Raw genomic sequence first — 13,432 nt, 5'->3', positions numbered from 1 at the left:
CGAAGCCCTCGCAGGCGGCGCAGCAGCGAGCCGATGCCTCCGCAAGCAGCGCAGCAGCGAGCCGAAGCCCCCGCAGGCGACGCAGCAGCACGTCGAAGCCCTCGCAAGCAGCGCAGCAGCGAGCCGGTGCCTCCGCAGGCGACGCAGCAGCACGTCGAGACGAACACCAGGAACCGCAGCAGCACGTCGAAGCCCCGCAGGTGGTGCACCGAGCCGCTGCCGCGACGACCGCGACCGGCGCCGCAGCAGGCCCGAGACGCACGCAGCGCCGGTGGCCGCCATCGCCCGCCCCCGCACACCGAGCCGTGTCGGTCGGAGCGTCTAGAGTCGAGCGCGTGGATCGACTGCTGCTGATCGACGGTCACTCCGTCGCCTACCGTGCCTTCTTCGCCCTCCCCGTGGAGAACTTCTCCACCACCACGGGCCAGCACACCAACGCGGTGTTCGGGTTCACCTCGATGCTCATCAACGTGCTGCGCGACGAGCAGCCCACGCACGTCGGCGTGGCGTTCGACGTCTCGCGCCAGACGTTCCGCACCGAGGAGTACGCGGAGTACAAGGGCAACCGAGCCAAGAGCCCCGACGAGTTCAAGGGCCAGGTCACGCTCATCAAGGACGTGGTCGCCGCCCTCGGGATCAGGAGCTTCGAGAAGGACGGCTTCGAGGCCGACGACATCATCGGCACGCTCGCCACCCAGGCGCAGGCCGCCGGCATGGAGGTGCTGATCTGCACCGGCGACCGCGACGCCCTCCAGCTGGTCACCGACACCACCACGGTGCTGTACCCGCGCAAGGGTGTCTCCGACCTCGTGCGCATGACCCCCGCGGCCGTCGAGGAGAAGTACGGCGTCACGCCCGAGCACTACCCCGAGATCGCCGCCCTGGTGGGCGAGACGAGCGACAACCTGCCCGGCGTCCCCGGCGTGGGTCCCAAGACCGCCGCGAAGTGGATCAACCAGCACGGCTCCCTCGAGGCGCTCGTCGCCGACGTGGACGCGGTCCCCGGCAAGGCGGGGGAGTCCCTGCGCGAGCACCTCGACTCGGTGCTGCGCAACCGGCGCATCAACGCGCTCGTCCGCGACCTCGACCTCCCGGCCAAGCCCGCCGACCTGGCGTTCAGCACCGAGTGGAACCGCGACGCCATCCACCAGGTCTTCGACGCGCTCGAGTTCGCGGCGCTGCGCACGCGACTCTTCGAGTACCTCGGTGGCGGCGACGAGGCCACCACCGACGCGGCCTCCGTCGAGGTCGAGGTCGACCTGCCGGGCGAGGGCGAGCTCGCCGCGTGGATCGACGAGCACCTGGGCGAGGAGGCCGTCGGCGTCGAGGTGGCAGGCGTCCTGAGGCCCGTGGGCCCGCGCGTCGACACCGTCACGATCGCCACGCCCGGCGGACGCGCGGTCTCGCTGTCCCCGGAGTCCCTCGGACCCGACGACGACGCCGCGCTCCAGGGGTGGCTGGCCGATCCGAGCCGGCCCAAGGTCATGCACGACGCGAAGGGGCAGCTGCACGCGCTCGCCGCGCAGGGCTGGACGATGCAGGGTCTCGTCGCCGACACCGCGCTCGCCGCCTACCTGGTGCGACCGGACCAGCGCTCGTACGACCTCGCCGACCTCGCCCTGCGCTCGCTCAAGCGCGACATCGCGGTGGGCGACGACTCCGGGCAGCTCGCGTTCGACGACGACACGGCCGGCGCCGAGGGGGCCGCGCAGCGAGCACGCGCCACCCTCGACCTCTGGACCGTGCTGCGCGAGGAGCTGGAGCAGCAGGAGTCCCTCGGCCTGCTCGACGACGTCGAGCTGCCGCTCGTCGACGTGCTCGCCCGGGCCGAGACCGCCGGCATCGCGGTCGACACCGACCACCTCGACGCGCTGCACGCCGAGTTCACCGAGCGCATGGTGGCCGCGGCCGACGAGGCCTACGCAGCGATCGGCCGCGAGGTGAACCTCGGCTCGCCGAAGCAGCTGCAGGAGGTCTTGTTCGACCAGCTCGACATGCCCAAGACCAAGCGCACCAAGACCGGCTACACCACCGACGCGGAGGCGCTGCAGCAGCTGTTCGTCAAGACCGAGCACCCGTTCCTCGAGCACCTGCTCGCGCACCGCGACGTCACCCGGCTGCGGCAGACCGTCGAGGGCCTGCAGAAGACCGTGCAGCCCGACGGTCGCATCCACACGACCTACTTCCAGACCATCGCGGCCACGGGCCGGCTCAGCTCGGCCGACCCGAACCTGCAGAACATCCCGATCCGCACCGAGTCGGGCCGACGCATCCGCGAGGCCTTCACCGTCGGCGAGGGCTACGAGACGCTCCTGACGGCCGACTACAGCCAGATCGAGATGCGGATCATGGCCGACCTGTCCGAGGACGCCGACCTCATCGAGGCGTTCCGGTCGGGCCACGACTTCCACACCGTCATGGCGGCCAAGGTCTTCGAGCGCGAGCCCACCGACATCGACGGTGGGCTGCGGGCCCGCATCAAGGCCATGAACTACGGCTTGGCCTACGGGCTCTCGGCCTACGGGCTGAGCCAGCAGCTGCAGATCTCCACCGGTGAGGCGCAGGGCCTCATGGACGACTACTTCGAGACCTTCGGCGGTGTGCGCGACTACCTGCACGGCGTCGTCGAGGAGGCCCGCCAGACCGGCTTCACCGCGACGATCCTCGGCCGACGCCGCTACCTGCCCGACCTGGTGAGCGACAACCGCCAACGGCGGGAGATGGCCGAGCGGATGGCCCTCAACGCTCCCATCCAGGGTTCCGCGGCCGACATCATCAAGGTCGCCATGCTCGGCGTCGACGCCGCACTGCGCGAGCAGGGCCTGCGGTCGCGGCTGCTGCTGCAGGTCCACGACGAGCTCGTGCTCGAGGTCGCCCCCGGCGAGCGCGACACGCTCGAGGCGCTGGTCCGTGAGCAGATGGCCGCGGCGGCCGACCTGTCCGTCCCGCTCGACGTGTCGGTCGGCACCGGACGCACGTGGCACGAGGCCGCGCACTGAACCCTGCGTGGCCCCTCGCGGGATGGAGGACCGTCAGTGGTCCTGTGCGGTCGTCCGCCCCGGGACGAACCAGACGATGACCGCCAGGACGGCCGAGACCGAGGCCACGGTGGTCACCAGCCCGGTCAGGTGCACGTCGAGCCCGTAGGCGACACCCACCACCACGGCGGCGCCGGCCCACACCAGCACGACCACCCCGTGCGCGTGGCGGGCGAGCGCGTCGAAGACCAGCAGGTGCACGACGGCCAGGCAGGACCCGGCGAGGGCGAAGAGCCACAAGCGACCGGCGATCTCCTCATACTGCTCGCCGCCGACGAGCACGAGCGCGAGCCGCGGCAGCAGCGCCGTCGCCGCGACGGCCACGGCTCCGAGGCCCGCCACGGCCAGCACCGCCTGGGTCCGGGCCCGGCGCGTCTCGTCGCGGGCGAGGTCGGGGAACAGGACCACGCTGACGAACTGCGGGGCGAACAGGGCGGCCTTCGAGAGGATGAGTCCGGCCGCGTAGAGCCCGGCCTCGTCGGCCTCGAACCGGTTGCGGGCCACCAGGGCGTCCAGGCTGCTCAGCACGAAGTAGGCGAGCAGCGCGTGCGAGCCGAGGACGGCCTCGCGCACGAGCGGACGGCGGCTGATCCCGCGTGGGTGCAGCACGTGGCCGCGCAGGAGCGGGGCGCCCACCAGGACGGGCACCCACGCCCCGAGGGCGATGCCCACCATCGCCGACGTCGCGGAGGGCTCCACGAGGAGGGCGGCCGTCCCCAGGACGAGGCGGCCGAGCCCGTTCGCGAGGTAGATCGCCGTGAGGGACCCCCACCGCTCCGAGCCCTGCGCGACCCCGGCCTGCGCGCCCATCACGGTGAGGGGCACGAGGGTCAGCCCGGCGAGCACGATCGGCCACGGCGAGTCGAGGCGCAGCAACGGCACGAGCACGACCGACAGCAGCGCCACGACGGCGCCCACCGCGAGCGCTGCGGCGGCCGTCACCCGCACCACGACCCCGACCACGTCGGCGCGATCGTCGGGGGCCACGGCGATGCGCCGCGCCGTGACGGCCTGGATGCCGAGCGACACCACGTTGCCCATGAGCAGGATGCCGAGGAGGGCGACCAGGGCGCCGAGCTCGGCCGGCACCAGGTTGCGGGCGGCCGCGACGGTGAACCCGTAGATCGCGACGTTCATCCCCATCATGCCGAGCGCCACCGTCGATCCGCTCGAGAGGCGGTGGCTGGTGCTCGTCACCGGGCAACCCTAGCGACGGCCTGGTTCCCGCGCCTCGCCGAATCGTCCGGCGGGGGAAGGTTGCTCACCTAGTCTGTCCTCGACAAGGGAGGCACATGGCCGCGTGGCGCCGCACGATCGTCCTGCAGTGGAGCCTGCTGCTGGCGGTGCTCGTGGGGCTGCCCTGGTTCCGCCCGGGCTTCGTGCTGTCGTACGACATGGTCTGGGTCCCGCGTCTCGACCTGGGCCGTCCGGACCTGTGGGGGCTCGGGTCGGCCCTGCCGCGCGCCGTGCCCTCCGACGCCGTGGTGGCCGTGCTCGGGGCAATGGTCGACCCTCAGCTCGTCCAGAGACTGGTCCTGCTGGGTGCCCTGTTCCTCGCCGGAGTGGGTGGTGCACGGCTGGTCGCGTCGGCGGGCCTCGCCGGCCGCATGGCCGCGGCGACCCTCGCGATCTGGAACCCGTACGTGCTGGAGCGGCTCGCCATCGGCCAGTGGCCCATGCTGCTCGGCTACGCGGCGATCCTGTGGCTGGTGGCCGAGCTGCGCCGCGACGATCCACGACTGCCCACGGTCGTGCTGGCGCTGGCGGGGACCGCGCTCACGCCGGCCGGCGGGATCATGGGTCTCGCCGTGGGTGTCCTGGCCGGCGCGCGGTTCGGGCTGGTCCGGATCACCGTCCTGGCAGCGGTGGTCAACGCACCGTGGTTGGTCTCGTCGTTCCTGCGCGGATCGGTGCAGGCGGACCCCGGCGGCGTCGAGGTCTTCGCGCTGCGCTCGGAGGGGTTGCTCGGCCACGTGGGCACGGCGTTCTCCCTCGGGGGCATCTGGAACGCCGACGTCGTGCCCGAGGGCCGGGGATCGATCCTGGTGGTGGTCCTGACGGTGACGGTGTGGGCGGTCGCCCTGCTCGGGCTGGGCGTGCTGGCCCGGGCTGCTCGTCCCGACCTCGTCGCCGTGGTCCTGGTGGCGGCCGCCGGTCTCGCCGTCGCCTTCACCGGGTGGCTCGCCCCGACGGCGCTGGAGGACATGGTGACCGCGTTCGGGCCGGCGGCGGTGCTTCGCGACGGGGCCCGCTACCTCGCTCTCGTGGCGCCTGCGCTGGTGGTCGGCTTCGGCCTCGGCACCGACCGGCTCGTGGCCGTGTCCCGGTCGCGCGGGCTCGCGGCGGCACCCGCCGTCGCAGGCCTGCTGCTGCCGCTGGCGATCCTTCCCGCGCTGGCCGACGGGATCGGGGGGCGCCTGGAGCCCGTGCAGTACCCCAGGTCGTGGGAGACCGCGCGGCTGGTCGTCGAGCGATCGACGGCGCAGGGCGACCTCGCGGTGCTGCCCTTCACCGCCTACCGCGCGCCCTCGTGGAACGCCCGCCGCCCGGTGCTCGACCCGGCGGGTCGCTTCTTCGACCGGCCGACGGTGACCGACGACCGGCTCGTCGTGTCCGGCCGCACGGTCGCGGGGGAGGACCCGCGGGCCGCCGCCGTGCGACGCGCCCTGGCGTCCGACGACGTGCCCCGCGCGTTGGCCCGGCTCGGCATCGGGATCGTCGTGCTCGACACCACGGCTCCCGACGCCGATCGTGCCGCCCGGTCGGTGCGGGGCCTGGAGCGCCTGGGCGGCACCGACCTGCGGGTCTACGCCGTCGAGGGCGCGAAGGAGGTCGAGGTCGCCGACGCGGACCGGGCGACGATGACCGCCGTGTGGGTGGTCTGGGCCGTCGTGGTCGGGGGAGCGGTGCTCGCGAGCGTGCGGGCTGCCGTCGCCCGAGCGACGCGTGCGACCGGCGACGCACGACGGCGCCCCACTGACCCACGACCCTGATAGACTTCCGACGTCTTGAGGGAGGACATCAACTGTGGGAACTTCAATCGTGGGCGGACTCGTCGCCTTCTTCGTCGGATGCGGCCTCGCTGCAGCCACGGCCGTCGGCGTCGTGCAGTCGCAGCAGAGTGCAGGCACCGAGCCGGTAGAGACCTCGACGGTCAGCTACGGCAACAACTGAGCGTGCTCGACGTCGATGGGCCGGGTCCTGAGGGACCCGGCCCGTCGGCGTGCCCGCACGCCTGAGCACGGATCCGGGAGCGGGCGGTCGCCCGTGACGCGCGGCATCGGACCACGGCGCGGTAGGTCCCTCGTCGTGGACGGGGACGTGGACGCGTGGGAACCGGACCGCGAGCCTCAGAGGTCCAGCGCGGCGGCGAAGGCGGCCTGGGAGGCCGTCCACGAGAAGGCCGCCGACTTGGCGCGGGCCCCTTCGCCGAGGAACGCCCGCCAGGCGTCGTCGTCGATCATCGTGCGCGTGGCCTCGATGAGCTCGGCCCGGTCGTGCACGAGCACGCCGGAGTCCTTGTGGTCCACCGACTCGCGGGTGCCGCCGGCCGACTCGTAGGCGATGGTCGGCGTGCCGTGGCCGCCGGCCTCGCCCACGACGATGCCCCAGCCCTCCTTGAGCGACGGGAGCAGCATGACCCAGGCCTCGGCCAGGAGCTCGTGCTTGCGCTGGTCGCTGACGTGACCGTGGAACCGGACGGCGTCCTGCACGTGGTGCGCGAGGGCGTACTCACGCAGCTCGCTCTCCCACCACCCGGTGCCGACGACGTCGAGCACGGCCTCGGGGTGGTCGCGGCGGACCTCCACCAACGCGTCGATCGCGTGCTCGACCTGCTTGTGGGGGACGAGCCGTCCGAGCACGCACAGGCGCGGGTGCGTTGCCCGCTCGGTGGCGACGGGCGGCGTCGGGTCGTTCCCGTTGTGGACGATCCTGATGCGGTCGCGATCGACGCCGAGGTCGACCAGCTCGGCCTTGCTCGCGGCGGAGACCGTGACGTAGGAGCTGCGTCGGTAGAGGCGCGGAGCCAGGCGGCTCTCGATCCACCAGCCGATGCGTCCGACGAGTCCGGGGTACACGACCGGCCACTGCTCGCGGTGGACGTGGTGCACGAGGACGGTCACCGGGGCACGCGTGGCCCACCTCGTGAAGAACGGCAGGCCGTTCTGGACGTCGACCACCCGGTCGACCCGCCCGTAGCGGCCCGTCAGGAGGCGCAGGAAGGTGATGGCGTAGATGTCGAGCTTGCTGCCCCGACGCACGAACCGGACCCCGTCGACGACCTCGTCGTCCGGAGCGCCGTCGTGGCGGGCGCAGGCGATGGTCACCTCGTGGCCGCGCTCGACCAGACCACGGGCCATGGTCTCGACGTAGTGCTCCGACCCGCCGCCCTCGGGGTTGCGGGTGTCGCGCCAGTTGCAGAAAAGAATGTGCACGTGCGTCCCGGCCGGAGCCGGTCCCTCCTCGAGCCGACCGTGGTCGACGCTCCCTCCACGCCCGTGGCGCGGGCCGCGTCCCTCAACGCGACGACTCCAGTGTAGGCGTGAGTGGGCTCACGCGGCCGACGAGCGTGGACCGAGGCTGAAGTATCGTGCGCGGGTGCCTGCGCCGTTCCGTCCTACGCTGCGCCGCTCGTGGCGGCTCTTCCGGGCGTTCCGCGTGGAGCAGACCGATCCGGACCGCTTCTACGGAGCGCTGGCGGCCGACTCGGTCTCGCAGGTCGCCCACCATGCCCCGCTGGACGGCGCGTGGGTGCTCGACGTCGGCGGGGGACCGGGCTACTTCGCGCGGGCCTTCCGCGACGCGGGAGCGAGGTACACACCCCTCGACGCCGACCTCGGCGAGCTCTCCGGCCTCGGGGCACCCGAGCCCGGCACGGTGCTCGGCAGCGGGATGCAGCTGCCCTTCGCCGACGGCAGCTTCGACGTGACCTACTCCTCCAACGTCCTGGAGCACGTGCCGGACCCGTGGCGGATGGCCGACGAGATGGTCCGGGTCACGCGGCCCGGAGGCCTCGTGTTCTGCTCCTACACCCTCTGGTGGGGGCCGTGGGGCGGACACGAGACGGCCCCGTGGCACTACCTCGGCGGGTACCGGGCCGCCCGCAGGTACCACCGGCTCCACGGCCACCCGCCGAAGAACGTGTTCGGGTCGTCGCTCTTCGCGGTCACGGCTGCGGCGGGGCTGCGCTGGGCGCGCGAGTGCGCCGACGTCGACGTGGTCGCCGTGGTGCCCCGCTACCTGCCTCGCTGGGCCTGGTGGGTGCTGCGCGTGCCCCTCGTGCGAGAGGTGGTGACGTGGAACCTCGCGATCGTCCTGCGACGACGCTGAGCCCGAGCGGGCCCCGCCGTGCCCGCCTGGCCGCGTGGAGCCTGCTCCTGGTCGCCCTGTCGTTCGCGCAGGCTCCTGGTCGCGTCGTCACCGACACCAAGCTGGACCTCGTCGTGGACCCCTGGGGGTTCCTCCAGCGTGCGACCCAGCTCTGGGATCCCGCGGGCGCCTTCGGGCAGGTGCAGAACCAGGCGTACGGGTACCTGTTCCCGATGGGCCCCTTCTTCGGGGTCGGCGAGCTGCTGAGCCTGCCGTCGTGGGTCGTGCAGCGTGCCTGGTGGTCGCTGATCCTGGTGGTGGCGTTCCTCGGCGTCGTGCGCCTGGCCCAGGAGCTGGGGATCGGCTCGGAGTGGTCACGGATCGTGGCGGGTCTCGCCTTCGCCCTGTCCCCGCGCATGGTGTCCGTGCTCGGACCGTCGTCGATCGAGATGTGGCCCTCGGCGGTCGCGCCCTGGGTGCTGCTGCCCCTGGTGATCGGGGCGCGGCGCGGCGATCCTCGACGGTGGGCCGCGCTGAGCGCGCTCGCCGTGGGCCTCGTCGGCGGTGTCAACGCCGTGGCGACGTTCGCGGTCGTCCCCCTCGCGGGGTGGTTCCTGCTGGCCGGGACGAGCGGCCCGCGACGGCGGACGATGCTGCGCTGGTGGCCGCCGCTGGTCCTGGCGGCGACGTGCTGGTGGATCCTGCCGCTGCTCCTGCTCGGCCGCTACAGCCCACCCTTCCTGGACTACATCGAGTCCGCGTCGACGACGACCTTCGCGGCGACCGTGCTCGACGCCCTGCGGGGCACCACCAACTGGGTCCCGTACGTGGACCAGTGGGCCGACGCCGGCCGGACGGTGCTCACCGACCAGCTCGTGATCCTCAACGGAGTGATCGTCCTGGCCCTGGGGCTGCTCGGGATGGCGCGCCGGGACCTGCCGCACCGCAGGTTCCTGCTGACCGGCCTGATGTTCGGCCTGGTCGCCGTCACGGTCGGTCACGTCGGCTCGACGCAGGGCTGGGGGGCGGCCGACCTGCAGTCCCTGCTCGACGGGGCGCTGGCACCGCTGCGCAACTCCCACAAGTTCGACGTCCTCGTGCGACTTCCCCTCGTCCTCGGTCTCGCGCACCTGCTCATGGTGGTGCTGGAGCGAGGGCGGACGGGTGTGGTCCCACGCGTGAACGCGGTCGGGGTGGCGGTGCTCGCCTGCGCGGCACTGGCGGGGGCGACGTCGCCGGCCTGGACGGGTCACGTCGCGCCGCGCGGGACCTTCGACGCCGTCCCCGGCTACTGGGAGGACACCGCCGACTGGCTGGCCGACCAGGGAGAGGGGCGCGCCCTGCTGCTGCCGGCCACGACCTTCGGCGAGTACGCGTGGGGTCGTACCGGTGACGAGCCGCTCCAGCCGCTCGCCCGGTCGCCGTGGGCGGTGCGCAACGTCATCCCGCTGACCCCCGGGGGCACGATCGAGTGGATGGACTCCGTGTCGGCGGCGATGGAGTCCGGGCGTGGCGACGAGGGCCTGGCCCGCACCCTGCGGCGCGCCGGGGTGCGGACGTTCGTCGTGCGGTACGACGTGGCACGCACGAACGACGTCCTCTCGCCCGAGATGGTCCGTTCCACGCTCGTGTCGACGCCCGGGGTGCGACGTGCCGCGACGTTCGGGCCGCTCGTCGGTGGTGGGCCGACGCTGGTGGCCGACGACGGTCGAGAGGTGTTCGTCGACGCCGGTCGCCAGGCGCCCCGCCCTGCCGTCGAGGTGTTCGTGCTCGACGGCGACGACGCGCCGCGATCGACGTCGACGGCCTCCCAGGTCCCGGTGCTGGTGGGCGATGCGCGCTCCCTGATGCGGCTCGAGCAGCGCGGGGTCGCCCCGCTGACGAGCGTGATGGCCCAGGACGCCGAGGGGAGCGGCCTCGAGGACGGCCCGGTGGTGCTGACCGACGGCAACCGACGTCGAGAGGCGGGGTTCGCGGCGGTCCGCGCGAACCGGTCGGCCTCCCTGACGCCCGAGGAGCCGTGGCGTGCCGACCGACCGGTGCACCGGTACGCGGAGGCGGCGGTCCGGCCGTGGTCCACGGTCCCCGAGCTCCGAGGCGCTCGTTCGCTGACCGCGTCGTCGTCGAGCTCGGACGCCGGCGCCCGGCCCTTCACCGACCCCTCGGCGGGTCCGTGGTCGGCGTTCGACGGCGAGCCGGGAACGGCCTGGCGCGCCGATCCGGGCCAGGTCGGCCAGGAGGCGTGGATCGAGCTCGACCTCGGTGCGGAGCGCGAGGTCGGGACCGTGCAGATCACGGCGGCCGGACGCGACGGCGCCACCCGCTCGGTCGAGGTGACGACGGAGTCGGGCGTGCAGGACGTCCTGCTGCGCGACGGGTCCCCCGTGCCGGTCACCGTGGGACGGGTGTCGGCGATCCGGATCTCGGGTCCGTCGACGCCGAGCCGGCCGCTCGCGCTCCAGGAGGTCGCGCTGCCGGCCGGCGTCTCGCTCTCGCGGCCGCTGCGACTCCCCACCCTGCCGCGTGGGGGGCAGGCTCCGACGACCGTCCTGCTGCAGGCCGACGTGGGCGCCGCCGACGGCTGCGCCGTCGTCGAAGGGGTGCAGAACTGCTCGGACCGCCACGTCCGCGAGGTGGAGGACGCGCGACGTCTCGACCGCGTCCTCACCATGCCGGCGGCCGCCACCTACGAGACGGCGATGACCGTCACCGGCCGCGGCGGCCCCGAGCTCGACGCGGTGGTCCAGCAAGGACGACTCGCCGCGTCCGCCGTGTCGTCGCAGCAGGGGACGTCCGGCCGGGGCGGTGCCATGGCGCTCGTGGACGGCGACCGCGACACCGGCTGGGTGGCGGCGGCCGACGACCCGGACCCCACGATCACCCTGCGGTGGGCCGAGGACGTCCGTCTCGACGAGATCCGCCTGGCCACGACGCCCGGTCTGGCCGCGACGGCGCCCGACCGGGTCCGGATGGTGCTGGACGACGGTCGTTCGACGACCCTGGACGTCCGCCGTGGCGTCGTGCGCTTCCCGGTCGTCACGACCTCGTCCGTCGAGCTGCACCTCGTCGCCGGCACGCCGCGGTCGGACGTCGACTTCGACGGATCGGTGCGCGCGCTCCCCGTCGGCGTCAGCGAGGTCGCGACGCCCGGCGTGGAGGGGTTCCCGGTCGACCTCGACGCCGTCCGTGTCGAGCTGCCCTGCGGCAGCGGTCCGTCGCTCGTGGTCGACGGACGCGTGCGGCGCTCCTCCCTCGAGGTGGGGGCGCGCGCGCTGCTCGGCGGGTCGGCGGTCCCGGTCGAGTGGTGCGACGAGGAGCCGCTGGCGCTGCCGGCGGGGGAGCGACGCGTGGTCGCCGAGGGAACCGGGGCGTTGTGGCCGGCCGACGTGGTGCTCGACCGCGAGAGGTCGGCGGCCCCGCGCTCGTCGTCGGTGGTCCTCGCCGAGCGGTTCAACGCCAACCCGGGGTGGGAGGCGACCCGCCCGGACGGATCCGTGCTCCCGTCGCTCGTCGTCGACGGCTGGCGGCAGGCCTGGGTGGTCCCGGCGGGGACGGTCGCGGAGGTGCGCACGCGCTTCGCGCCGCAGGGCCTGTACCAGGCGGGCCTCGGTGTCGGTCTGCTCGCGTTCCTGGGGGTCCTGCTGTTCGCGGCGCTCCCCTCGCGAGAGGTCGGTGACCCGTCCAGGCGGGCGGAGGGCGCGCGTCCCGGCTCGCTGGTCCTGGTGGCCTGGCTGGCCACGTCGGCGCTCCTGGCCGGGACCGTCGGGCTCGGCGTGGCCGTCGTCGCGGCCGCGGCGGCGCTCCTCGTCCGACGGTGGGTGCCGCCGGAGGCGGTCGTCGTCGCGGCGCTCGGCGTGGCCGGACTCGTCGCCGTGCTCCAGCCCTGGGGGAGGTTCGCGTCGTGGTCGGGCGACCTCGCCCTGCCTCAGCTGGCCGCGCTGGTCGCCGTGTCGGTGGTCGTGTCCGTGGGGGTGCGTCGACCGCGGTCCTTGAGGCGCAGGAACGGAAGCTCCACGCACCGGTAGAGCAGCTCGGAGATCGGGAGCGAGACGAGCAGGACGAGGCCGGTCACGAGCACGAAGGACTCGTCGAAGATGGTCAGGCCGAGCTGGTCGAAGAGCACCCACAGCACGATCACGTGGCAGCAGAACAGGCTGTAGGAGATGTGGCCCAGGTGCCGCAGCCAGGGAGCAGACGTCCAGCGGGCGTAGCGACTGTCGGTCGGCCCGAAGATGCTCGGGAGCACCACGAGGGCGGCCACGACGGTGTAGGCGAGGGCTCTGACCACGGACTCCGAGGCCGAGCGGCCGACCAGGCCCGTGGCGCCGCCGAGCGGCGTCGAGGCGACGACGAGGACGGCCCCGGCCATCAGCCAGCACGCACCGGGAGCGGCCGCGGTCGACTCGAGCAGGTGGAGCAGGCGCGAGCGTCGAGCGTCGACAGGGTGGCGCCGGTCGACGTCGACCACGGCGAAGGCGATGCCGACCGCGAACCAGGCGAAGGACGCCGGCAGGGCCTGCGAGGTCCACGGACCGAGCTCCAGCAGGGTGCCGCGGGTGGCGGCAGCGGTCCACACGATCGACCCGACCGAGAGCACCGCCAGGATCGCCAGGACCCGGTCGCTGCGGAGCCTGGTGGCGCGGCGCCCGAGCAGCAGGAGCATCAGCAGGGGGAGGACGGCGTAGAAGGTGATCTCGGTGACGAGGCTCCACATCTGCGAGAGGCCCTCGGGGAGCTGGCCCTCGCGGTACAGGTCGACGAGGGTGAGGTTCTGCACCCACCGGTCGAGCCCGAGCTCGCGGTTCTGGCGGACCACCAGCAGCGCCGCGACCACGGTGACCCAGTAGACGGGCAGGACCCGGAGGGCGCGCTTGGTCGCGTAGCGACCCACCGGGTCGCGCGGCAGCCCGGTGCGCGCCGACGTGAGCCAGGGGTGGGCGAGCAGGAAGCCGGAGAGCACGAAGAAGACCGAGACGCCCACCTCGAGCCGCTGCGTGAAGGCACCGAGCAGCCCCGCGTCGTAGAAGCCGGCCCAGAAGGCGGCGTGGGTGAGGACGACGGCGAGCGACGCCACGGCCCGCATG

At 73.4% G+C, this 13,432-nt stretch carries 8 protein-coding genes; 5 read left to right on the top strand and 3 right to left on the bottom strand.

The genetic code is table 11. From position 1 onward, the window contains the following. Positions 1 to 335: 335 nt before the first annotated feature. The gene (gene polA, locus RQG84_RS15385; protein WP_311210715.1) at positions 336 to 2,999 is read left to right on the top strand and encodes a DNA polymerase I; all 2,664 of its coding nucleotides are present in this window, start codon (positions 336 to 338) and stop codon (positions 2,997 to 2,999) included. Between the two features lie 33 nt (positions 3,000 to 3,032). On the opposite strand, the gene RQG84_RS15380 is transcribed toward polA, so the two are convergent. After that, entirely contained in the window at positions 3,033 to 4,235 is a 1,203-nt protein-coding gene (locus RQG84_RS15380; RefSeq protein WP_311210714.1) for a polysaccharide biosynthesis protein, read from the bottom strand. A 95-nt stretch (positions 4,236 to 4,330) separates the two neighbouring features. Between RQG84_RS15380 and RQG84_RS15375 the strand changes: the two genes are divergently transcribed. Together RQG84_RS15375 and RQG84_RS15370 are read left to right on the top strand one after the other, a co-directional pair. Further along, positions 4,331 to 6,031, top strand: coding sequence for a hypothetical protein (locus RQG84_RS15375; protein WP_311210713.1), 1,701 nt, complete (start codon positions 4,331 to 4,333; stop codon positions 6,029 to 6,031). A gap of 34 nt (positions 6,032 to 6,065) precedes the next feature. Beyond that, the gene (locus RQG84_RS15370; RefSeq protein WP_311210712.1) at positions 6,066 to 6,212 is read left to right on the top strand and encodes a hypothetical protein; all 147 of its coding nucleotides are present in this window, start codon (positions 6,066 to 6,068) and stop codon (positions 6,210 to 6,212) included. A gap of 176 nt (positions 6,213 to 6,388) precedes the next feature. Here the strand turns inward: RQG84_RS15370 and RQG84_RS15365 are convergent, their stop codons facing one another. Then, positions 6,389 to 7,474, bottom strand: coding sequence for a glycosyltransferase family 4 protein (locus RQG84_RS15365; protein WP_311210711.1), 1,086 nt, complete (start codon positions 7,472 to 7,474; stop codon positions 6,389 to 6,391). Positions 7,475 to 7,637: 163 nt separating this feature from the next. Between RQG84_RS15365 and RQG84_RS15360 the strand changes: the two genes are divergently transcribed. Both RQG84_RS15360 and RQG84_RS15355 read left to right on the top strand, forming a co-directional pair. Further along, on the top strand, positions 7,638 to 8,369 hold the full coding sequence (locus RQG84_RS15360) for a class I SAM-dependent methyltransferase (protein WP_311210710.1): 732 nt from the start codon (positions 7,638 to 7,640) through the stop codon (positions 8,367 to 8,369). Beyond that, positions 8,336 to 12,373, top strand: a complete 4,038-nt coding sequence (locus tag RQG84_RS15355) for an alpha-(1->3)-arabinofuranosyltransferase (protein WP_311210709.1) — start codon at positions 8,336 to 8,338, stop codon at positions 12,371 to 12,373. The genes RQG84_RS15360 and RQG84_RS15355 overlap by 34 nt, the downstream gene beginning before the upstream one ends. Here RQG84_RS15355 and RQG84_RS15350 read toward each other — a convergent pair. Further along, positions 12,274 to 13,422, bottom strand: coding sequence for an acyltransferase (locus tag RQG84_RS15350; RefSeq protein WP_311210708.1), 1,149 nt, complete (start codon positions 13,420 to 13,422; stop codon positions 12,274 to 12,276). The genes RQG84_RS15355 and RQG84_RS15350 overlap by 100 nt on opposite strands. Positions 13,423 to 13,432: the final 10 nt, after the last annotated feature.

The organism is Aeromicrobium sp. WCS2018Hpa-31, from assembly GCF_031843905.1.
Lineage (GTDB): Bacteria > Actinomycetota > Actinomycetes > Propionibacteriales > Nocardioidaceae > Aeromicrobium.
The sequence above is the reverse complement of the archived record's forward strand: the minus strand, read 5'-3'. Positions and strand labels throughout refer to the sequence as shown.

Bases quoted from the DNA above. Each gene is read 5' to 3' on its own strand.
- RQG84_RS15375 (WP_311210713.1), top strand. From the start codon at position 4,331: ATGGCCGCGTGGCGCCGCACGATCGTCCTGCAGTGGAGCCTGCTGCTG.